At 68.7% G+C, this 21,164-nt stretch carries 22 protein-coding genes; 11 read left to right on the forward strand and 11 right to left on the reverse strand.

Annotated elements, in window-relative coordinates:
• The first annotated feature begins 2 nt into the window (after positions 1-2).
• Positions 3-170 (forward strand): hypothetical protein, encoded by a 168-nt coding sequence (locus ACSQ9I_RS29555; protein WP_436315526.1) that lies wholly within the window; start codon positions 3-5, stop codon positions 168-170.
• Positions 171-177: 7 nt separating this feature from the next.
• Here ACSQ9I_RS29555 and ACSQ9I_RS29560 read toward each other — a convergent pair whose 3' ends face one another.
• A complete protein-coding gene (locus ACSQ9I_RS29560) occupies positions 178-1,059 on the reverse strand; it encodes a gamma-glutamyl-gamma-aminobutyrate hydrolase family protein (RefSeq protein WP_436306049.1) in 882 nt (293 codons plus the stop codon).
• Positions 1,060-1,225: 166 nt separating this feature from the next.
• Between ACSQ9I_RS29560 and ACSQ9I_RS29565 the strand changes: the two genes are divergently transcribed.
• Complete coding sequence (locus tag ACSQ9I_RS29565) at positions 1,226-2,284, forward strand: sugar phosphate isomerase/epimerase family protein (RefSeq protein ID WP_436315527.1); 1,059 nt, start codon at positions 1,226-1,228, stop codon at positions 2,282-2,284.
• A gap of 4 nt (positions 2,285-2,288) precedes the next feature.
• Here the strand turns inward: ACSQ9I_RS29565 and ACSQ9I_RS29570 are convergent, their stop codons facing one another.
• Together ACSQ9I_RS29570 and ACSQ9I_RS29575 are read right to left on the reverse strand one after the other, a co-directional pair.
• Positions 2,289-3,350 (reverse strand): S1C family serine protease, encoded by a 1,062-nt coding sequence (locus ACSQ9I_RS29570; RefSeq protein ID WP_436315528.1) that lies wholly within the window; start codon positions 3,348-3,350, stop codon positions 2,289-2,291.
• A gap of 68 nt (positions 3,351-3,418) precedes the next feature.
• Positions 3,419-4,870: a PLP-dependent aminotransferase family protein gene (locus ACSQ9I_RS29575; RefSeq protein ID WP_436315529.1), complete on the reverse strand. Its 1,452-nt coding sequence runs from the start codon at positions 4,868-4,870 to the stop codon at positions 3,419-3,421.
• Positions 4,871-4,952: 82 nt separating this feature from the next.
• On the opposite strand from ACSQ9I_RS29575, the gene ACSQ9I_RS29580 reads away from it, so the two are divergent.
• The 5 genes from ACSQ9I_RS29580 to ACSQ9I_RS29600 all read left to right on the forward strand — a co-directional run bounded on the left by ACSQ9I_RS29580 (position 4,953) and on the right by ACSQ9I_RS29600 (position 8,851).
• Positions 4,953-6,179: an MFS transporter gene (locus ACSQ9I_RS29580; protein ID WP_436315530.1), complete on the forward strand. Its 1,227-nt coding sequence runs from the start codon at positions 4,953-4,955 to the stop codon at positions 6,177-6,179.
• A gap of 401 nt (positions 6,180-6,580) precedes the next feature.
• The gene (infA, locus tag ACSQ9I_RS29585; protein WP_028249914.1) at positions 6,581-6,850 is read left to right on the forward strand and encodes a translation initiation factor IF-1; all 270 of its coding nucleotides are present in this window, start codon (positions 6,581-6,583) and stop codon (positions 6,848-6,850) included.
• A gap of 10 nt (positions 6,851-6,860) precedes the next feature.
• The gene (dbpA, locus tag ACSQ9I_RS29590; protein WP_436291978.1) at positions 6,861-8,258 is read left to right on the forward strand and encodes an ATP-dependent RNA helicase DbpA; all 1,398 of its coding nucleotides are present in this window, start codon (positions 6,861-6,863) and stop codon (positions 8,256-8,258) included.
• 34 nt (positions 8,259-8,292) lie between these two features.
• Entirely contained in the window at positions 8,293-8,463 is a 171-nt protein-coding gene (locus ACSQ9I_RS29595; protein ID WP_436315531.1) for a hypothetical protein, read from the forward strand.
• A 58-nt stretch (positions 8,464-8,521) separates the two neighbouring features.
• Positions 8,522-8,851, forward strand: coding sequence for a hypothetical protein (locus ACSQ9I_RS29600; RefSeq protein ID WP_436306055.1), 330 nt, complete (start codon positions 8,522-8,524; stop codon positions 8,849-8,851).
• 47 nt (positions 8,852-8,898) lie between these two features.
• Here the strand turns inward: ACSQ9I_RS29600 and ACSQ9I_RS29605 are convergent, their stop codons facing one another.
• Entirely contained in the window at positions 8,899-9,555 is a 657-nt protein-coding gene (locus tag ACSQ9I_RS29605) for a TetR/AcrR family transcriptional regulator (RefSeq protein ID WP_436315532.1), read from the reverse strand.
• A 120-nt stretch (positions 9,556-9,675) separates the two neighbouring features.
• Between ACSQ9I_RS29605 and ACSQ9I_RS29610 the strand changes: the two genes are divergently transcribed.
• Both ACSQ9I_RS29610 and ACSQ9I_RS29615 read left to right on the forward strand, forming a co-directional pair.
• Positions 9,676-10,632 carry a VOC family protein gene (locus tag ACSQ9I_RS29610; protein WP_436315533.1) on the forward strand — a complete coding sequence of 319 codons (957 nt, stop codon included), beginning with the start codon at positions 9,676-9,678 and terminating at the stop codon, positions 10,630-10,632.
• Positions 10,629-11,534 (forward strand): c-type cytochrome, encoded by a 906-nt coding sequence (locus ACSQ9I_RS29615; protein ID WP_436315534.1) that lies wholly within the window; start codon positions 10,629-10,631, stop codon positions 11,532-11,534. Before ACSQ9I_RS29610 ends, ACSQ9I_RS29615 begins: the two co-directional genes overlap by 4 nt.
• Positions 11,535-11,738: 204 nt before the next feature.
• On the opposite strand, the gene ACSQ9I_RS29620 is transcribed toward ACSQ9I_RS29615, so the two are convergent.
• From ACSQ9I_RS29620 to ACSQ9I_RS29630, 3 genes are all read right to left on the reverse strand, one after another.
• A complete protein-coding gene (locus tag ACSQ9I_RS29620) occupies positions 11,739-13,076 on the reverse strand; it encodes a type II toxin-antitoxin system HipA family toxin (protein WP_436315535.1) in 1,338 nt (445 codons plus the stop codon).
• Positions 13,077-13,080: 4 nt separating this feature from the next.
• Positions 13,081-13,428: a helix-turn-helix domain-containing protein gene (locus tag ACSQ9I_RS29625; protein ID WP_436315536.1), complete on the reverse strand. Its 348-nt coding sequence runs from the start codon at positions 13,426-13,428 to the stop codon at positions 13,081-13,083.
• A 178-nt stretch (positions 13,429-13,606) separates the two neighbouring features.
• Positions 13,607-14,494, reverse strand: a complete 888-nt coding sequence (locus ACSQ9I_RS29630) for a LysR family transcriptional regulator (protein WP_436315537.1) — start codon at positions 14,492-14,494, stop codon at positions 13,607-13,609.
• A 67-nt stretch (positions 14,495-14,561) separates the two neighbouring features.
• Here ACSQ9I_RS29630 and ACSQ9I_RS29635 point away from each other — a divergent pair, with 67 nt between their 5' ends.
• Positions 14,562-15,917, forward strand: coding sequence for a hypothetical protein (locus ACSQ9I_RS29635; protein ID WP_436315538.1), 1,356 nt, complete (start codon positions 14,562-14,564; stop codon positions 15,915-15,917).
• Here the strand turns inward: ACSQ9I_RS29635 and ACSQ9I_RS29640 are convergent.
• Positions 15,914-16,909 (reverse strand): tripartite tricarboxylate transporter substrate-binding protein, encoded by a 996-nt coding sequence (locus ACSQ9I_RS29640; RefSeq protein WP_436315539.1) that lies wholly within the window; start codon positions 16,907-16,909, stop codon positions 15,914-15,916. The two genes, ACSQ9I_RS29635 and ACSQ9I_RS29640, sit on opposite strands and share 4 nt — an antisense overlap.
• A 15-nt stretch (positions 16,910-16,924) precedes the next feature.
• Positions 16,925-18,124, reverse strand: coding sequence for a M20 aminoacylase family protein (locus ACSQ9I_RS29645; RefSeq protein WP_436315540.1), 1,200 nt, complete (start codon positions 18,122-18,124; stop codon positions 16,925-16,927).
• A 100-nt stretch (positions 18,125-18,224) separates the two neighbouring features.
• On the opposite strand from ACSQ9I_RS29645, the gene ACSQ9I_RS29650 reads away from it, so the two are divergent.
• Positions 18,225-18,413: a hypothetical protein gene (locus ACSQ9I_RS29650; RefSeq protein ID WP_436306060.1), complete on the forward strand. Its 189-nt coding sequence runs from the start codon at positions 18,225-18,227 to the stop codon at positions 18,411-18,413.
• Between the two features lie 9 nt (positions 18,414-18,422).
• Here ACSQ9I_RS29650 and ACSQ9I_RS29655 read toward each other — a convergent pair whose 3' ends face one another.
• On the reverse strand, positions 18,423-18,731 hold the full coding sequence (locus ACSQ9I_RS29655) for a plasmid stabilization protein (RefSeq protein WP_436315542.1): 309 nt from the start codon (positions 18,729-18,731) through the stop codon (positions 18,423-18,425).
• A gap of 71 nt (positions 18,732-18,802) precedes the next feature.
• A complete protein-coding gene (locus ACSQ9I_RS29660; RefSeq protein ID WP_436315544.1) occupies positions 18,803-21,127 on the reverse strand; it encodes a helicase C-terminal domain-containing protein in 2,325 nt (774 codons plus the stop codon).
• Positions 21,128-21,164 lie beyond the last annotated feature (37 nt).

Here is a 21,164-nt window from a genome sequence, read left to right on the forward strand (position 1 = left end):
CTGTGAAGAAGCTCGTTTCCATGCTCCTCGTCGCGATGGCGCTCGGCACCGTCGCCGGCTGCGCATCGCGCGCCGTCGCCGACGGCGACCGCTCCGCCACCACCGGCGGCAGCGGCATCACGGTGTTCGGCACCATCGACGCGGCCGTCAGCGGAAGCCGCAACCGCTAAGCGGCAATTAGCGCATCAGCAGCGCCTGCCGCAGCAGCCGCGCCGCGCGGTTGCGAATGCGGCCCGGCGCGCTGCGCAGCGGCCCCCGGGGGCTCACCTTCGCGGTCGCGCAGGCCCAGAGAAAGTCCTGCAGGATGGCCGTGTCGTCCACGGTTTCGGTGCTGCCGTACTTGTGGAACTCCGGATGCCACTGGGTGGCGGCGATGTAGCTGCGGCCGCGGTCGACCCGGCGGCGGATGGCTTCGGGCACGTGGTCGGGGATGCTCCAAGCGTCGACCTCGAAGCCGGGCGCGATGTCTTTCACGCCCTGGTGATGGATGCTGTTGACGCGCGCCGTCTCCATGCCCGGATAGAGCTTCGACAGGCGCGAGCCCGGCGTGATGCGGATGTCGTGGAAGTGCTGGTCGTAGGCCACCGGGTCGCGATGCCGGATGCCGCTGGGATGCTGCGCTTCGATATCCTGGTAGAGCGTGCCGCCGAAGGCCACGTTGATGAGCTGCAGGCCGCGGCAGACGCCGAAGATCGGCTTGCCGACTTCCTCGAAGGCCTCGACCAGCGCAAGGTCGTAAAGGTCGCGGACGCGGTCGCCGATCCAGGCGTCCTTCAGCGGCACCTCGCCGTAGCTGCCGGGCCAGACGTCGGCGCCGCCATGCATCACCACGCCGTCGAGCCACTCCGCATAGTGCGAGAGCTTGGTGTCGCCGCGCGCCGTTTCGCCGGTCGGGCAGGGCACCATCACCACCATCGCACCGGCCGACATCAGCCAGTGCGCGATGGACTGTTCGACATACTGCAGCGTCTTGTTGGTGAACAGCGAACGCTCCGGGTCGGCGTGGGAGAAGCAGGCAGACAGGCCGATCTTGAGGCGTCCGGAAACGGTTTGTGGCATCGCAATCAAGGCTGGCGCCGCGCGGGCCGCGCCGCCCTTGGTGAACAGAAGAGTATTGTGAAACGTTCGAAAGGCCCGCGCAGACGACAGCCACCCCGCAGCTGCGTCGGACAGCGCCGCGGAGATAGGATCGCCTCTTTTCTGTTCGTGACCCCAGGAGATACCCATGAAGACCATCAAGGGCCCGGCCATCTTCCTGGCCCAATTCGCGGGTGACAGCGCACCCTTCGATTCGCTCGACGCCATTGCCGGCTGGGCGGCGAGCCTCGGCTACAAGGGGGTACAGATCCCGAGCTGGGACGCCCGCCTCTTCGATCTCAAGACGGCCGCGGAAAGCAAGACCTATTGCGACGAGGTGAAGGGCATGCTGGAGCGGCACGGTATCGAGATCACCGAGCTCTCGACCCATCTGCAGGGCCAGCTGGTGGCCGTGCATCCGGCTTACGACGCCGGCTTCGACGGCTTCGCCGCACCCGAGGTGCGCAACAACCCGGCCCGGCGCCAGCAGTGGGCGGTGGAGCAACTGCACCTGGCGGCCCGCGCCTCGGCCCATCTCGGACTCACGGCGCATGCGACTTTCTCCGGCGCGCTCGCCTGGCCCTATCTTTATTCGTGGCCGCCGCGCCCGCCGGGACTGATCGAAGAGGCCTTCGACGAACTCGCGCGGCGCTGGCTGCCGATCCTCAATGCCTTCGACGATGCCGGCGTCGACGTCTGCTACGAGATCCATCCGGGCGAGGACCTGCACGACGGCGTGAGCTACGAGATGTTCCTCGAGCGCGTGGGGCAGCACCCGCGCGCCTGCCTGCTGTACGACCCGAGCCACTTCGTGCTGCAGCAGCTCGACTACCTGGCCTACATCGACCACTACCACGAGCGCATCAAGATCTTTCACGTGAAGGATGCGGAGTTCAACCCGACCGGCAAGCAGGGCGTCTACGGCGGCTTCCAGTCATGGATCAACAGAGCAGGGCGCTTCCGCTCGCTGGGCGACGGCCAGGTCGACTTCAGGGCGATCTTCTCGAAGATGGCGGCCTCCGACTTCCCGGGCTGGGCGGTTCTCGAATGGGAGTGCTGCATCAAGCACCCCGAGGACGGCGCCCGCGAGGGTGCGAAATTCATCGCCGACCACATCACCCGCGTGGCCGACCGGGCCTTCGACGACTTCGCGGCCGGCGGCGTCGACACCGCGGCCAACAAGAGGATGCTGGGGATCGCGCCTTAGATCCCTAGATACCGGAAGGCTTGCGCAGGGTCTGCATGCGGTCGACCGCCTGGATCCGGATCTTGCGCGTCTCCGAGCCCTGCTGCACCGTGAGCACCACCTCCGCATCGGGTGCCGGCCGTTTCCAGAGCTGCTTGTAGAAGGCCTCGAGCGTGGCGACCTCGATGCCGTCGACCTCCAGCACCACGTCGCCGGGCTGAAGCCCCGCCGCCAGCGCGGGCCCCTGCCGGTCCACGCGCACGATCTGCACATGCCCGTCGCGTTCCGAGGACGACAGGCCGAGCCAGGGCCGGATGCTCGCCCGCGTGCGGCCGGTGGACTGCATCTCCGCCAGCACCGGGCGCAGCAACTCGACCGGCACGAACATGTTGCCCGGCAGCGTGCGATCGGCGCCCGCGGCTTCCAGCACGAACAGGCTGCCGATTCCGACCAGCTCGCCGTTGCGGTTAAAGAGCGGTGCGCCGCTGTGGTTGGCCACCGGCGGGCTGGTGAAGAGCGCCGATTCGATGTGGTATTCCCAATAGCCCGAGAAAGGCCGCGTCGCGATCAGGCGCGTGAAGCCCACTTCGGTGCCGCTGCTGCTGCCGGTGGCGACCAGCAGCGGCTCGCCCGGCGTCAGGCCGGCGACGCCTGCCAGCGGCACCGGCTCGACGCCGCGCAGCGGCACCAGCGGGCGCAGCAGGCCGAAGCCGGTCGCGAGGTCGTAGGCGACCTGGCGCGCAGGCAGCGTGCGATCGTCCTGCGTGATGACTTCGATGGTCTCGGCTTCCAGCAGCAGATAGCCGATGGTGAGGATCAGGCCTTCGGGCCCGATCACCACGCCGGAGCCCGATCGCCGCATCCCGAGGGTGTCGGCCGAGGTGGCGCCCTCGGTCGCGGTGATGCGCAGTGCGACGACCGCGTCGCCCGCGCGCTGGAGGGCCTGGACCTGCGGGGACACGGCTTCGGTCTGGCGCGGCGCGCCGGGGGTGGCGGCATGTGCCGCAGAGAGCATGGACAGAGCGAACAACCAGAGGGCGCTGGCGACCAACGCCCACAACCGTCGGGGCGATTCTCGAGTCTTCATGGCCGCGCTCCTTGGAACGAAGTTGAGTGTGATGGTGCGCCGCAAGCGACCAGCTCGCAAGTGGCCGACTACATCAACCCCACCAGGCGCTGGACAGCCTCCTCGATCCGCTGCGCATCGATCAACCCATAGCCGAACGCCAGCCCGTTCGTGCCCGTTCCCGCCAGCGCATAGCGCCCCAGCGAAGACAGCGCGATGCCCGCGCCGGCCGCGCGTTCCACCACCGTCTCGGCACGGCCGCGCCCGTGCAGCCAGGCCGACAGATGCAGCCCGGCCTCCGACGGAATCAGCTCGAGCCGCCCGGCTGCATGCCTGGAAAGCGCCTCCAGCAGGACGGTGCGCCGCTCGCCATAGACGCGGCGCATCTTGCGGATGTGGCGCGCCAGGTGTCCTTCGGCAATGAAGGCGGCCAACGCATCCTGGGCCAGCGCCGGGCTGTGCCAGTCGGCCAGTTCGCGCGCCTGCACCAGTGCCGCGCGCGCCCACGGCGGCGCGACCACGAAGCCCAGGCGCAGCGCCGGGAAGAGGCTTTTCGAAAAAGTGCCGACGTAGAAGACCGAGCCGGCGCAGTCGAGCGTCTGCAGCGCGTCGAGCGGGCGACCGGCAAAGCGGAACTCGCTGTCGTAGTCGTCCTCGATCACGACCGCACGACGCTCGCGCGCGAAGGCGAGCAGCTCGGCGCGGCGGCGCGGCGACATGACGGTGCCGAGCGGGAACTGGTGCGAAGGCGTCACGCAGATCACGCGCACATCCGGCGGCAGCCGGTCGACGCGCAAGCCCTCGCCGTCGAGCGGCACCGCCACCAGCCTGGCGCCCGCTGCCGTCATGGCCTGGCCCAGCGGCGGATAGAACAGCTGCTCGACCGCCACCACCGTGCGGCCCGGCACAACCAGGATGCGCGCCAGCAGGTTGAAGGCCTGCTGCGCGCCGGCGGTGACGACCACGTCGGCCGCGGTGCAGGCCACCGCCCGCGTGAAGGACACATGCCGCGCGATCGCCTCGCGCAGCGCGGGCTGGCCCTGTGAATCGGCGTAGTCGGCCGGCACGCGGGTGATCGCGCGCAGCGCGCGGTCGGAGAGGCGCCGCCAGATGTCGAAGGGAAAGGCGCCGGCCTCGGGCAGGCCGACGCGGAAGTCGTCGCGCGCCGGCGCCGAGTGCAGCACGGGCTCGCGCGCCATGCGTGGGCTGCGCAGGGGAACCAGCCGCGCATCGGGCCGCTCGGGCCGGCCGGTGCCGGCAGCCGGCGCGCGCCGCGGACGCGGCAGCGTGTCGGCCACATAGGTGCCGGCGCCCGGCCGCGCCAGCAGATAGCCCTCGCTCAGCAGCAGATCGTAGGCCGCGACCACGGTGTTGCGCGAGATGCCAAGCGTGGCCGCGAGCGCGCGCGAGGCCGGCAGGCGCAGGCCGGGCTGCAGCCGGCCGTCGAGGATGGCGGCGCGCAGCTGCCGGTGCACCGCGCGCAGCAGATCGCGCGATCCCTCGGGCGGCAAGCCGATGGCCAGTTCGAAAATTGGCTCCATGAAGTTCGTCGATTGTGGATCTTTTTTTGGTCCACTTTCAATCCTATTCTCAAGCCATCGAGAACCTCACCAGGAGTACGAGATGACCGAACTCTGCGCCACCCAGCCCCTCGCCGCACCGGCAACAACGGCCACCCATCGCCTGCCATGGAGCCTCGCCTGGCTCGCGCTCGGCGCCTTCGCGATCGGCACCGAGAGCTTCATGATCGCGGGCCTGCTGCAGTTGTTGGCCGCCGATCTGCAAGTGAGCGCGGCCCGCGCCGGCCAACTGGTGCTGCTGTTCGCGCTGAGCTATGCGATCGGCTCGCCGCTGATGGCGGCGCTGTTCGCGCGCATCGAGCGCCGCCGGCTGCTGATCGCGGGCCTGGCCGCCTTTGCGACGATCGCGCTCGCGGGCTCGCTGGCGCAGAGCTTCGCGCAGCTGGCGCTGGTGCGCGTTGCGCTCGGGCTCACGGCCGGCGTGTTCCTGCCGACCGCAAGCGCGGTCGCGGCCTCGCTGACCGCTCCGAGCCTGCGCGGCCGCGCACTGGCCGTGGTGACCGGCGGCGGCACCGTCGCCGTCGCGCTCGGCGTGCCGCTCGGCGCCTGGATCGCGGGCTGGGGCGGCTGGCGCATGGCCTATCTGCTGGTCGCCATCCTCGCGGCACTCGGCGCACTGGGCCTCGCCAACGGCCTGCCGAGGCAACTGCCGCGCGAAGCCCAAGACAATGCAGCCCGCTCGCCGGCCCTCGCCGCGGCGCGCCAGCCGGGCCTGCTGCCCGCGCTGCTGACCACGGTGCTGTGGGCCACCGGCGGCTTCAGCTTCTACACCTACATCTCGGTCTTCCTCACGCAGACGCTGGGCTTCGGCGCCGAAGGCGTGGGCGCGGTGCTTTGCGCGATCGGCGTGGCCGCGGCCGTCGGCACCGCTGCTGGCGGCTGGGCCACCGACCGCTTCGACGCCGACCGCGTCGCCCGGGCCTTCGCTCTGATGCTGGTCCTGATCCTCGGCGGCCTCTCCCTGGCGGCGCAGGCCCTGCCGCGCTCGGCCGCCGTGCCGGCGATCGTCATGCTCGCGACGCTCTGGGGTTTTGCCGGCTGGGGTTTCGGCCCGGCGCAGGCGATGCGGCTGATCCGCCTGGCACCCGCGCAGGCACCGATGACGCTCTCGCTCAATGCCTCGGCGGTCTACCTCGGCATCGCGTCCGGCTCCGCGCTCGGCGGGTTGGCGATCGATGCGATCGGCGTCGGCGCGCTCGGCTGGGTCGGGTCGGCTTGCCAGTTCGCATGCCTGATGCTGCTGATGCGCGCAGCGCGTTCCGCTCGCTGAGCTCGCTACATTTTCGATAGCACTTCACGCAGGAAGGGCGGCATCTGCCGCCCTTCGCCTCGATCCGACGGTGCATTGCCAAGCAACAGTCATACCATCTCGGTTAGAATGCGGAGTTCGTTTCGATACCCGACGAAGTATTTCGTCACTCAGCCGGCTGACCTGGAATACCAGGCCTTTCACTCTCAAGCCGGCTCACACAGTGTGTTGGTGCGCCAGACCGGGCGCCCATGATTGCCACCACTGCCTTCGTACCGTTGAAGCGAACAGCGCGCTGTCCGCTCCGGTGGGCGCCATTTCCGGCCCGGCCTGCGCCCGTTTCACTGTTTGTTCGCGCATTGCGGCGTCGCAATGCGCAGGCGCCCGATTCGAACCATCTACACACACTATTCGGAGTCCTCATGCCCAAGGAAGAACTGATCGAAATGAACGGCGCAGTCACGGAAGTGCTGCCCGATTCCCGCTACCGCGTGACCCTGGACAACGGTCACCAGCTGATCGCCTACAGCGGCGGCAAGATGCGCAAGCACCACATCCGCATCCTGGCCGGCGACAAGGTGTCGCTGGAGCTGTCGCCCTACGACCTGACCAAGGGCCGCATCACCTTCCGCCACCTGGAACGCCGCGGCCCGCCGCCGGTCAACAGCGGCAACAACTCGCAGCGCCGCTGATCCTCTTGCCGTGACGGGTCCCGCCACCGACTTCGCCGCGCTGCCGCTGACGCCGCAGACGCTCGCGAACCTGAAGCAGCTCGGCTATCTGCAGATGACGCCGATCCAGGCGGCCAGCCTGCCGCCGGCGCTGCTCGGCCGTGACCTGATCGCGCAAGCCAAGACCGGCAGCGGCAAGACCGCCGCCTTCGCGCTGGCGCTCCTGGCCAACCTCAATCCGCGCCGCTTCGCGGTGCAGGCCATGGTGCTGTGCCCGACGCGCGAGCTGGCCGACCAGGTGACGACCGAGATCCGCCGCCTGGCGCGCGCCGAAGAGAACATCAAGGTGGTCACGCTCTGCGGCGGCGTCGCATTGCGCGGGCAGCTCGCCAGCCTCGAGCATGGCGCCCACATCGTGGTCGGCACGCCGGGCCGCATCATGGATCACCTCGAGCGCGGCAGCCTCGATCTGGAAGCACTCAACACGCTGGTGCTCGACGAGGCCGACCGCATGCTCGACATGGGCTTCTTCGACGACATCGCCAAGGTCGCGCGCCTGTGCCCCAAGGAGCGCCAGACCCTGCTGTTCTCCGCCACCTACCCCGAAGGCATCGCCCAGCTCAGCGCGCAGTTCATGAAGAACCCGCAGCAGATCACGGTGCAGGTGCAGCACGAGGAAGGCAAGATCCGCCAGCGCTGGTACGAGGTGAAGGACAGCGAACGGCTGCACGCCGTGAGCCTGCTGTTGAACCACTTCCGCCCGCCGAGCACGCTGGCCTTCTGCAACACCAAGCAGCAGTGCCGCGACCTGGTGCAGGTGCTGCAGGCGCAGGGCTTCAGCGCGCTGGCCCTGTTCGGCGAACTCGAGCAGCGCGAGCGCGACCAGGTCCTGGTGCAGTTCGCCAACCGCAGCTGCTCGGTGCTGGTCGCCACCGACGTGGCCGCGCGCGGGCTCGACATCGCGCAGCTCGAAGCCGTGATCAACGTCGACGTCACGCCCGACCCCGAGATCCACATCCACCGCATCGGCCGCACCGGCCGCGGGGACGCCGAAGGCCTGGCGCTCAGCCTGGCGAGCATGGACGAGATGGGCAGCGTCGGGAAGATCGAGCAGTTGCAGAGCCGCGAATCCGAATGGCACCCTCTGGCCGGACTCGCCGCCACCCAGGCCGAACCCCTGCAGCCGGCCATGGCCACGCTGCAGATCGTCGGCGGCCGCAAGGAGAAGATCCGCGCCGGCGACGTGCTGGGCGCGCTCACCGGCGAGGCCGGCTTCACGCGCGACCAGGTCGGCAAGATCAACGTCAACGAGTTTTCCACCTATGTGGCGGTCGATCGGCGCATCGCGCGCGAGGCCGTGCACAAGCTTTCCACCGGCCGCGTCAAGGGCAAGACCGTCAAGGTACGGTTGCTCGACGATGTGGCTTAATTACGCCCTTCGACCTTTTTTATCCGAGCTTTCCATGACCAAGAAAATCCGCACCGAGGCAGACCGCATTGCCACTCCCAAGCCCGTTCCGATGCCCGGCTACGACCTGCCCAAGATGGGTGGCGGCCAGAAGGTCAGCCTCGAGCGCGGCACCGCGACGCGCAGCAAGAAGAACCCCGGCAAGCGGGCCAAGAAGGGCGGCTGAACGCGCCTCGCGCTTCATTGTCCAAGCTCCGGAATACGCGCCCTCGGGCGCGTTTTTCATGTCCGACGACTACCAGATCCACATCCCGCCTTCCTTCTTCGCGATCTACACCGACGCGAGGCAGCGCCTGCGTGAGCCGCTGGCCACCGTGCGGGCGCGCTACGAGGTGTGCGAGGACCTTGCCAACCACCTGGTGCAGCACGCGCAGCTGCTGCATCACGTCGAGGTGCCGTCGGAAGAAGAAATCCTCCTGCGCATCCATGCCGGGCTGAACTCGCCCGAGGCCGGCGTGTCCGCGGCAGAGGCTGGCTGGATCGTGCAGCGGCTGGCCGAGCTGCTCGGCTGGAACTGTCCGCCGCTCGACCATCACACCCACCGTTCGGGCTGAGCCCGTCGAAGCCTGTCCTGAGCTTGTCGAAGAACCCTTCGACAAGCTCAGGGGGAACGGTGGCGCGCAACCGGCGCCTCGCCCATGAGTGGAAAGGGCGGCAGCGGCCGGTGCGCCACTTCCTTGGCCGCGGCGTGCTCCATGCCCAGTCCGCACAGCACGCAGGTCGCGACCTCGCGGCCATGGTTCGGCGGCGCCAGCCCTAGCGCCACGCTGCGCATGGCCTGCGCGACGGTGCCGTTGATCAGGTCCATCGCCGCCGCCTCGTTGGGAACGCGAAAGGCCTTCTGCTTCACGCCCAGGCGCAGGTCGGCCAGCACATAGTCGCGGATCTCGAGCAGCAGCTCGGGCGCCGCGGCCGCCACGTCCAGCATCATCAGCGCCCACTGCGGGCTCTGCCCGGCCAGCCAGATGTAGCGCTGGTTGCCGATCGCCATGCGCTGCGCGCCCTCGGCGATCCCTTGCTGGCTGTCGGCGATGCGGCGGCACAGCGTGTCGGCCAGCAGCAGCGCGACGGCGCTCGCGACTTCCTCCTTGGTCTTGAAGTGGTTGTAGACCGTGCCGGTCGTCATGCCCGCGACTGCCGCCAGTTCCTGCATGGTGGCGCCGGCGAAGCCGCGCGCCGTGAAGACCCGGATCGCCGCCTGCACCAGCTGCACCCGCGTGCGCTCGCGCTTCGCCAGGCCCAGCTGGGGCCGCCACACACTTTCGGCCAGGGCCTCTGGCAAAAGAGGTATGGACGGGTCACCCAAATTCAGTACATCATTCATTTTTAGACACACACACCATTTTTGCCTTCACCATCCATTTATAGAGAGTTTGCCATGCCCCCCGATCTCCGCCTCGGCTATCTGGTCTTTGAAGCGCGCCGTCCCGCGCGATGGACAGCCTTCTGCGAGCACATGCTCGGGCTGTGCGCACCCGGCGCCAATGCCGACGGCAGCCTCGGCTGGCAGATCGACGAGGCCTGCCAACGGCTGATCGTCCAGGAGGGCCCGGCGGACGATCTCGCCGCGCTCGGCCTCGAATGCGCGAACGACGAGGTGCTGAACCGCCTGCTGCAGCGCCTGCGCCAGGGCGGCATCGAAGCGACCGCAGCCGACGCGGCGCTTCGCAGTGCGCGTCGCGTGCAGCGGCTTCATCGCTGCACCGACCCCTGCGGCAACGCCGTCGAGCTGTACACCGGGCTCGCGCCGGCCGCGCTGCCCTTCGCCTCGCCGGCCTTTCCCGAAGGGTTCCGCACCGGCGAGCTGGGCCTCGGCCATGCCGTGCTGGTGTCGCGCGACCTGGCGGCGATGGAAGCCTTCTATGCCGGCCTGCTGGGCTTCGGCGTGACGGAGCGGCTGGCGACGCGCGTGGGCCCGATGGACATCCGCGGCGTGTTCCTGCACTGCAACCGCAGGCACCACTCGATCGCGCTGTTCGACATGCCGCTTTCCAAGCGCATCCATCACTTCATGCTGCAGGCCGCGCGGCTCAGCGACATCGGCATCGCCTTCGAGCGGGCCCGCCGCCACAAGGTGCCGCTGTCGCTCGAGCTCGGCCAGCACCCCGATCCGGACGGCACCTTTTCCTTCTACGGCGCCACGCCCTCGGGCTTCGACTTCGAGATCGGCGCCGGCACGCAGACCATCGACCCGGCAGGCTGGGAGACACAGCACACCGATGTCACCAGCGCCTGGGGCCACAAGCCGAAGCTGCGGCTGCAGCTGAAGATGGCCGCGGGCCTGATCGCACAGAAAGTCTCCGGCGCGCCGCGCCAGGCGAAGGAGCTCGCATGACGAGCACTCAACGCTGGCTCAAGCGCGGCGTCCTGACCCTGCTGGTCCTGGTCGCCCTCGCCGCCGCCGCCCTGTTCGCCGGCGACCGGCTGGCCCGCCACAAGATGCAGCGCAAGCTCGAGGTCGCGGTGAGGGCCGTGCCCTGGCGCGAGGACGCGGCCGCCCTCGAGCGCGGCCGCTACCTCTACGCCTCGCGCGGCTGCGTCGACTGCCACGGCGCGCAGGGCAATGGCAGGATGTTCCTCGACGACGGCAAGGGCATGCGCGTCGCCGGGCCCAACATCAGCCCCGGCCCCGGCACCGTGGTCGCCGGCTACACGCCGGAAGACTGGGTGCGCGCCATCCGCCACGGCGTGGGCCCGAACGGCCGCGTGCTGATGGTGATGCCGAGCGAGGACTACAACCGCTTCACCGACGACGACCTCGCCTCCCTGGTCGGCTACATCCGCAAGATGGCGCCCGCCGCGGGCGGCGCCGCGGTGCTCGACCTGCCGCTGCCGGTGCGCGCCTTCTACGGCTTCGGGCTGATGCACGACGCCGCCTCGAAGATCGACCACGCGCTGGCGCCCGCGCAGCCCGTGGCCGATGGGGTCAACGTCGCGCACGGCGCCTACGTGGCCAACATGTGCCTGGGCTGCCATGGCGCCAAGCTCGAAGGCGGCAAGATCCCGGGCGGCCCGCCGGACTGGCCGGCCGCGGCCAAGCTCACGCCCGGCGAAGGCACGTCCATGACGCGCTATGCCGATGCCGAGGCCTTCGCACGCATGTTCAAGACCGGCCAGCGGCCCGACGGCACGGCGATCAAGGTCATGCCCTTCGGATCGCTCGGCCAGATGAACGACACGGACGTGCGCGCCCTCTTCCTCTACCTGAAGAGCCTGCCGCCCAGTTCGCAGGGCTAATGCGGTGGCGAAGTTCGAGCGCGAACTTGTGGAATCGGCCCTGGCGCAGCACGACTACAGCTGGGCCGCGGCAGCACGCGCGCCCGGCGTGGATCGCGGCAATCTCGTCCGTCTCGCGAAGCGCCTCGGATTGCCGACGGACAGGCGCGCGCTGGCCAGGAGGGGCGGGCAGGGCGCCGCGCAGCCTGCGGGTCACTGGAGTTCCTAGCGAGTGCGCCCTCCGCTTGGTCCAGCACCTTCGTCGTGGCCCTTCGAGTCGTCAGAATCAGCGACGCTATGCGGCGCCCTCCGCAGTGCCTCCTTCAGCGTCGGTGGAAAGCAACTCGCGAGCTTCTCCATTGCCTTCTCGTCCAGGCCGCTCTGATCGAAACACTTGCGCCAGTTTTGCTGTACCGTACTCTGAATGTGGTCGTAAATCTCGGCGGCCGAGTTCGGCGTCAGCCCGAAGGGCTCGACGTTGCTCAGGATGTTGTCGCGCGTGGCTTCGGCAGTCTCTCCAACAATCATCGCCTGGACTCGGCGACGTGTCGTCGGTACACGCGGAACCATGTCGTACGCGCTCGATAAGCGGTAGCCCTCCGCGAGGTCGTCTCCGACAAAGCCGTGGTTGCGCTCGTGATCGTCGACGTTGGACACAAGGCAATTGAAGACCATACGGCGGAACAGCTCCGGCTTGTCGGTACCAGGCTTCGTGCTCCATCGGATCATGTCGCGAGCAACGTTCGCGTAACTTCCAGAGAACGAGTGTTCGTTTACCGTCGACGAATACAGCACAGTGCGCGCGCTCACGAACGCATCCCGGCCCCAGGTGGTCACGCCGTCCTTCTTCGCAATCGCGGTGCGGTCGAACCGCCTCACCAAGAGAATGTCGTGACCGTCCACCGTCACGACCTCGGAATGCACTGTATCGATGCCGCAGAGCTTTGCGAGTTCGTGAGTGGCATGCTCCAGACGCGCAACGGGAACTTCAGGATCGTCGACACGTGATGGGAACTTTGCGATCCACTGGTATTTGTCGTCTGCAATCGTCAACTTCGGGCGGGCTCCGCCCATCGCCGTGTTCGGACGCACCCAATTTTCCAGGGCCGGCTCTTGCTTCAGTCCCTTCTCAATGCCCGCGAGCACCCCGACTGCCGATGGCAATACGTCGCGACTTGGCAGGGTTCGCTGAAGCGGCGGCCTGTCACTCGACTCGCTGAAGCCAAGATTGCCAACGCGGTCATCCTGTGAACGCAGGAGGTAGCCGACCGGCGAATCGGGCTTGCCGTACAAGAGGTCAATCACGCCGCGCCCCCAACTGTCGGGCGATGCGTCCACGAACACGCCGAAGAAGCCGAGCTGAGCGGTTGTCGAGTACTCCCTGGGGCTCAGCGGAAGCGTGATTGGATCGATCGCCCGCTTGTGTTCAAGCGCCAGGTACGACCGTGCATAGACGAACTTCCCGACCATGCCAGCCGCGGTCCTCTCGTTGGTGAACCGCCCGCAGACCGTGGGCTCGGTGTCGCCGGGCAAGTAGACCCAGACAAAGGCCTGATTGGTCAACGCCCTAGAAGTCATTGTCGGCCTTCGTTTGGACGCGCACGCGCTTTGTGGCGGCCGACAGCTCGAGCGCCAGCCCATCACGATCGAGGCCAGGATCGGCGATCAGGCCCAACTCCTGGTCAAGTCCCATCGCCCATAGAGCCCTGACGTAAGCGCCGATGCCCGTTGTTAGCTCGCCGCGTTCAATCGCCTCGACGGTGGATCTCGACACACCCGCGCGCTGCGCCAAGTCTTCCCTTCGCAACTTGCGGCGAGTTCTAGCAGCTCGGATCCGCTGCCCAAGCCGGGAGACGTGATCCGCAACGGCGCCAGGGGTGGTTGCAGTGGCCGTAGTGCGTGCCATGGCATGCATTATAGGCACTTAACACGTTCCACAAAACGCATGCCGGCCGCGGCCAAGTTCACGCCCGCCAGCGGCCCGACGGCACGGCAATCAAGGTCATGCCCTTCGGATCGCTCGGCCAGATGAACGACACAGACATGCAGGCGCTCTACCTGTACCTGAAGAGCCTGCCGCCCGGTCCGCGGGGCTAGCGTCCGGCGAGCGCCTCGCCGATGGCGCGCGCGAAGCCGTGGCGCAGGTCGTCCGGCAGATCGGGCCGATGGCACAGCGCGTAACCGAGGCTTGGCGCCTCGCCGGCCAGCGGCACGAAGCGGATGTCGGGCCGCGCGATGCAGCGCAGCGACTCGACCACCAGACCGATGCCCACGCCCGCCGCAACCAGCCCGACCAGCGAGATCGAGGAGGTGGCGCACTGGCCGATCTGCGCCGTGACGCCGGCGCGCGAGAAGTAGCCGACGATGCGATCGAAGACCACGGGCCCGACATCGCGCCGGACGCCAACCAGGGTTTCCTTGCGCAGGTCAGCCGCCCCGATGGAGGCCGCATCCGCCAGCGGATGCGCGGCCGGGACCACGGCCACGAAGCGCTCGCGCGCCACCTCGCGCACCACGAGGTCGTCGCGCGAGGAGGGCGGATGGACAAGCGCGAAGTCGAGCCGGCGATGCGCTACCGCTTCCTCGAGCTCGTCCGACAGGCCTTCGGTGAGCGCCAGCGCCACGCCGGGCTGCGCGGCCGCGAAGGCGCGCACGGCATCCGGAAAGAACGACAGCGCCGCGATCAGCGTGACGCCGATTTCCAGCCGATCGAAAGCACCGCGGCCGATGGCCCGCGCGGCTTCCTCGGTTTCGGCGGCGCGCGACAGCAGCTGCTTCGCATGCTGCAGCAGGCGGGTGCCGCTTTCCGTCAACCGCACGCCGCGCGCCTGGCGATCGAAGAGCGCGTAGCCCAGCTCTTCCTCCACGCGCTGGATTCGCACGCTCAGCGCGGGCTGCGACAACGCGAGCAGCGAGGCCGCACGCCGGATGTTGCCGATCTCGGCCAGCGTGACGAAGCACCGCCATTGCTTGAGTTCCATGCGCTGCTCACTACGTATTCGAAAAGCCGATGGCTTGCCAAAGAGGAAAGTCCATAGGCTAGCAGCCATGAACACCGTCCACCTCGCATCCACCCTGATGGCCGGCGCCTTCGCGTTCGGCGCCGCATCGCCAAGCCTCGCCACCGAAGCGCTTCCCGCCTTCGTTTCGCAGATCGACGCGAAGACCATCGCCGTGATCTCCGACGGCGACTTCCGCGCGAGCACCTACCGCGACGGCAGGCTCGCCGCGCCGTCGGCCGATCGGCGCGACCTGCTGACCCTCATCCGGCCCGGCAAGCGTCCGTCTCGCGTTGCGATCCCGGTGTCGAACTCCGTGACCGCGCCACCGGAAGTCATGGCCATCTCGCCGGATGGCCGCTTCGTCTACGTGGTCGAGCGTCTCGGCCAGCGCGGCGATTCCTCGGTGCTGATCAAGGACCTCGCGCCCGGCCGGCGCATCACCGCGATCGACATCCGCGACGCGGCGAAGCCGAAGATCGCCGGAACGGTCGAGGCCGCACCGATGCTCGAATCCGTGCGCGTCAGCCCGGACGGGCGTTTCCTGGCCGTCACCGCGAACAGCGCGCAAGACGCGATGGTGCAGATCGTTCCCACGAACGGCGGCAGGCTCGGCACGCCCCAGTCCTTCAAGCTCGGCGAGCTGGGCATCCAGCGCAAGGACGGCGCTCCGCGCGGCGGCATCGACGCCACCTTGGCGGACTGGCATCCGTCCGGGCGCTTCATCTCTGTCAACCTGAACACACGCAACCAGATCTTCTTTCTAGAAGCGATGCCGAGCGCAGACGGCAACCTGGCGCTGGCGCCCTGGGGCGCGCCGGTCGACGTGGGACGCGACCCCTTCGTCGGACGCTTCACGCCCGACGGCGGCCACTATGTTTCGGCCGACTGGGGCCGCAACTTCAAAGCCAGGGACGTGGAGGGCCGCTTGCCTGCAACGCCGTCGCGCCTGTCCTTGATCAAGCTCGCACCGCGCGAGCGCACGGGTCCCGCGGCCCGGCACGAAGTCGTGGCCAGCGTGGACAGCGACCGGTCGTCCGAGGGCCTCGCGATCAGTCGCGACGGCCGCCACATCGCGACGGTGAACATGCGCGAAACCGCCTTCGCACCCGATTCGCCGCGCTACACCAAGCAGGCTTCGATCAGCTATTTCAGCTTCGACCCCGGCCGCAGCGCACTCGCCAAGGTGGGCGACTATTCCTTCGAGGGCGTGCTGCCCGAAGGCGGCAGCTTCGATGCCGCGGGCCGGCATTTTCTGGCGACGGTCTTCGAATACGCGAACGGCAGCACGCCTGCCGGCGGCATCGAAGTCTGGCGCGTGGGCGATGCCGGCAAGCCGGGGCTGACGCACCTGGGCCGCATCATGGTGCCGCACGGCGCGCACCACATCGAGCTCACGCCCTAATCGACCTTCGCGCCCGAGGCCTTGACCACCACGCCCATCGCGTCCCAGTCGGCGCGCAGCAGCTTCTGGAAATCCTCGGCGCCGGAACTGCGCGGCTCGACGCCGAGGCGAGTCAAGCGCTCCTGCATCGCCGGCTCGGCGATCACCTTGTTGAGCGCCGCATTGATCTTGTCGACCTCGGCCTTGGGCGTGCCGGCCGGTGCGAGCAGGCCGATCCACGAATCGAACTCGTAGCCCGGCAGGCCGCTCTCCATCGCGGTCGGCAGCTTGGACAGGAAGGGGCTGCGGACCCTGCCGGTGGAGGCCAAGAGCGTGATGCGCGCGTCGCCCTGCAGGCCGATCACGCCGATGCTCGACGAAGTCACCGCCTGCACGCGGCCGGCCAGCACCTCGTTCACCGCCTCGCCGGTGGACTTCATCGGGATGTGCGTCATCTGCAGACCGGCCTTGGCGAGGAAGGAGGCCATCGCGAGGTGCGTGGCGCTGCCGTTGCCGGCCGAGGCGTAGTTGTACTTGCCCGGATTCGCCTTCACCTCGCGAATGAACTCGGCCGCGTTCGACACCTTCATGTCGCTCGCTACCGCGACCACGTAGCCGGCGTTGCCGATGCTGGCCACGCCGACGAAGTCCTTGAGCGGGTCGTAGGGCAGCTTGCTGTAGAGATGGCCCGCGATGTGGTGGCTGGCCGCTGCCAACACCAGCGTGTTGCCGTCGGCCGGCGCCTTGGCGACGATCGCCGCGCCCACCGTACCGCCCGCGCCCGCGCGGTTCTCGACGATCACGCTGGCATTGAGCGCCGTGCCCAGCTCGTTGTTGAAGGCGCGCGCCACCGTGTCCTGCACGGCGCCGGTGCCGAAGGGCACCACGATGCGGATCACGCGCTGCGCATGCGCGGGCGCCGCGGCCGCCAGGGCCAGCAGGCCGGCGGCCGCGAAGGCGGCCAGGGAACGTCGGGTGAACAGGTGGGACATCGCAGCGGCCGCTTTCGTCATGGTTGTTCTGGAAGTTCAGGCGCCGGCCGGAAGCCAGCGCTCCACCAGCTTCACGAAGTAGCTGGCGCCGATCGGAATGATCTCGTCGTTGAAGTCGAAAGACGTGTTGTGGATGATGCAAGGACCGGGCCCGTGGCCTTCGAGCCGGTGGTCGCCGTCGCCGTTGCCGAGGAAGGCATAGCAGCCCGGCCGCGCGAGCAGCATGTGGGCGAAGTCCTCGGCGCCCATCACTGCGGGGAAGTCGTCGGTCACCATGTCCTCGCCCACCACCTCGCGCATCACGCTCGCCGCGAACTGCGCCTCGGCCTTGTGGTTGACCACCGGCGGCGAGGCGCGCACGAAGCTCACCTCGGCCGTGCATTCGTGTGCCTGCGCGATGCCCTGGGCCAGCGTGCGCAGGCGCTCCTCGATGCGGTCCAGCGCGGGAATCGAGAAGGTGCGCACCGTGCCGCCCAGCGTGGCGACGTCGGGAATCACGTTCGGCGCGTCGGAGCCTTGCAGTTGCGTGACCGCGAGCAGCGCGCGCTCGGTGCTCGCGATGGTCTTCGGCACCAGGGTCTGCAGCGCCTGCGCCAGCGCGACGACGGCACCCACCGGGTCGATGCCCGTGTGCGGCATCGAGGCATGCGTGCCGCGGCCGCGCATCGTGATCTTGTAGGTGTTGCTCGAGGCCATGAGCGCGCCTTCGTTGAGCGCGAAGCGGCCGACCTCGCCCACGGGAAAGTTGTGCAGCGCAAACACCGCGTCACACGGGAAGCGCTCGAAGAGCCCGTCCTGGATCATCTTCTTGGCGCCCGCCTTGCCCATCTCTTCGGCCGGCTGGAAGATGAAGTTCACCGTGCCGTCGAAGCGGCAGCCCTTCTGCGCCAGGTGCCATGCGGCCGCCAGCAGCATCGTCGTATGGCCGTCGTGGCCGCAGGCATGCATGCGGCCCGCGTGGGTGGACTTGTGGGCGAACTCGTTGGCCTCGGTCAGAGGCAGCGCATCCATGTCGGCACGCAGGCCGATGCTGCGCGTGCTGCGGCCCTGGCGCAGCACGCCCACCAGGCCGGTGCCGGCGATGCCGCGGTGCACCTCGATGCCCCATTCGGCGAGCAGCTTGGCGACCTTCTCGGAGGTGCGGTGCTCTTCGAAGCCCAGTTCGGGATGCGCGTGGATGTCGCGGCGAATGTCGACGAAGCGGCTGACGTCTGCAAAGGAATCGGCGAGGTTCATGGCGGCGGTCGTGGGGAAGAAGCCACGGATTCTGACGCAGCTTGGCCCGGCGCGCGTCCCGGCCTAGGATGGCGCATCACCGATCCGATGAAGGCCCGCCATGAGCAACGAGCTGCGCAGAAAACTGCACGAGCTGCAGGAGCTGTCGAACAACGCGCCCGACCCCCAGACGCGCGCCATCATCGAGGCCCTGCGGCTTCAGACCGCGATCCTCAACGAGCGCCTGTTCGCCATCGAGCTGCAGCTGGCCGAGCTCGGCAAGGGCGGCCTGCCGCAGCCGGAACCCTGAGCGTCGCGCTCAGGCGCGTGCGGCGTTGCGCTTGCGCGTGGCGGCGGCCTTCTTCGCCGAGGCCGAGCGCTCCGCGGCACTGCGGCTGGCGGAGGCCGAACCGCCGATGCGGCCGCCCTTGCGCGAGGGCGCATGGCTCTCGGCCTTGCCGCGGCCCGAGCCGCTCTTCTTGCCGCCGCCGGTCTCGGCGTTCACCGTGACCCATGCGCGCCGCTCGGCTTCACCCTTCGCGACGCCGCGTTTCTCGTAGCCTTCCTCGATGTGCTCGGCCTTGCGTTTCTGCTTGTCCGAGTAGGAGGATTTGTCACCCCTTGGCATGACGATTCCTTTCGTAAGCCCTGGAATACGGCAAGGCTGCGCTTCACGAATCACCCGTAGCGCAGGCCGGCTTACCGCCTCTGCGTAGGCGATGGCTCACCGGGCTCGACGCGCCCGAACAAGGGCTGCACATGCCACCAGCCCGGCAGCAGCGCGCGGATCTCCTGCTGCGCGAAGCGGTCGTCGAGCAGGTACAGCACGCCCGCGTCCTCTTCGCTTCGAATCACGCGTCCGGCGGCCTGCACCACCTTCTGCAGCCCCGGATAGACATAGGTGTACTCGTAGCCGTCGCCGAACAGCGCCTGCATGCGCTCGCGCATGATCTCGTTGGCCTCGTTGTGCTGCGGCATGCCCAGGCTGGCGACGAAGGCACCGACCAGCCGATCGCCCGGCAGATCGATGCCCTCGCCGAAAGCGCCACCGAGCACCGCGAAGCCGATGCCCTGGCCGCCGGACGCGAAGCGCGCGAGGAAGGCCTCGCGCTCGGGCTCCCGCATGCCGCGCGACTGTGCCCACACGGGCACGCCGGGGTGCCGCGCTGCGAAGGCCTGCAAGGCGCTGTCCAGGTAGTCGAAGCTGCTGAAGAAGGCCAGGTAGTTGCCCGGGCGCTCGGTGAACTGGCCTGCGATGATGTCGATGAGCGCCGCGAGCGAGCGGCCGCGGTCGCGAAAGCGCGTCGAGACGTGCATGGCCACGCGCACCGTCAATTGTTCGCTGCGAAAGGGCGAGTCGACGTCCAGCGTGGCCGTGTCCTCCGGCAGGCCCAGCGTGTCGCGGTAGAAGGAAAAAGGCGCGAGCGTGCCCGAGAAGCAGGCAGCCGACGCGCAATCGGCGAAGCGCTGTTCGAGGAAGGGCGCCGGCACCAGGTTGCGGATCGCCAGCGCCGCGTCGCCGCCTTCGCCGAGAGTGGATTCGAAGACCGAATGCGTGCCGAAGGAATCGGCCAGGCGCAGGAAGTGCAGCGCATCGAAGAAGAAGCGCTGCAGCGGACCTTCCGCTTCGTCGGGGCGGGCGGCGAAGTGCTCGGCCATGGCCGAGACCGCCTCCTGCAAGGCGCGCTCGAAGCGCTCGGCAATGGCCTCGTGCGCCTGGTAGGCGACGGCCTGGTCGCGCTGCTGCAGCGTCCACTCGCGCTGCAGCTTGCCCAGCACCGGCTTGAGGCCGGCCGGTGCATGGCGCCACGCCTCCGCCAAGGCCCCGGTTTCCAGATCTGCGCTGTACATGCCGCGCGCGCGGCCCAGCAGGTTGTGCGCCTCGTCGACCAGGAGCGCCACGCGCCACTCTTCCTCTTTCGTCAACGCGTAGAGGAAGGCGCTGCTGTCGAAGTAGTAGTTGTAGTCGCCCACGATCACCTCGCTCCAGCGAGTCATCTCCTGGGCCAGGAAGTAGGGGCAGACCTGGTGCGACAGCGCGATGCGGCGCGTGGCCTCGCGGTCCAGCCAGCCCGCTTGCGCGGCTTCGGCGCGCGCCGCGGGCAGGCGGTCGTAGAAGCCGCGCGCGAGCGGGCAGGCCTCGCCGTGGCAGGCGCGGCCCGGGTACTCGCAGACCTTCTCGCGCGCCGCGAGTTCGAGCACGCGCAGCGGCACGCGTTCGCCCGCGAGCAGGCGCAGGCTGTCGAGCGCGAGCGCCCGGCCCGAGGTCTTCGCCGTGAGGAAGAAGATCTTGTCGATGTGCTCCGAAGGCCGCGCCTTGAGCAGCGGGAACAGGGTGGCCACCGTCTTGCCGATGCCGGTGGGCGCCTGCGCCAGCAGGCAGCGCCGCGAGGCGGCCGAGCGGTAGACGGCCTGCGCGAGTTCGCGCTGGCCGTGCCGGAACCCGGCGTGCGGAAAGGCCAGTCCGGCGAGCGTTTCGTCGAGCTCCGCGCGATGACTCGCCTCCTGTTCGGCCCACACGAGGTAGCGCCCGCACAGCGCCTCGAAGTCCTCGCGAAGCGCCTCTCGCGTCCAGGTCTCGGCGAGCGCGAACTCCTCGCCGGTGGCGAGTTCGAGGTACACGAGCGCGATCTCGATGTCGGGCAGCGAACGCTCTTCGCACAGCATCCAGCCGTAGACCCTGGCCTGCGCCCAGTGCAGCGCGCGATGGTTCGAGCGGATGGCCGCGAACTCGCCGCGAAAGGTCTTGATCTCTTCCAGCCTACCGCGCCCGGCGTCGTAGCCGTCGGCGCGCCCGCGCACCTGCAGCCGGCCGAAGCGCGAAGACAGCGCCACCTCGCACTCGTAGTCGGCATCGCGCCGGCCCTGCACCAGGCGATGCCCGGCAATGCCTTCCTGCGCGCTCGGCGCGGGCACGAAGCGCAGATCGAGATCGCCCGCCTTCGCGCCGAAGGCACACAGCGACTTCACCGAGACCGCAAGGGTCGGCGCAGTGGCAGTGGAAGAAGCGGGTTCGGTGCGCATGCCGTGATCTGGATGAATATACAGTGGCCTTGGAAGG

Source organism: Variovorax sp. LjRoot84 (assembly GCF_964254305.1).
Classification (GTDB): Bacteria; Pseudomonadota; Gammaproteobacteria; order Burkholderiales; family Burkholderiaceae_C; genus Variovorax.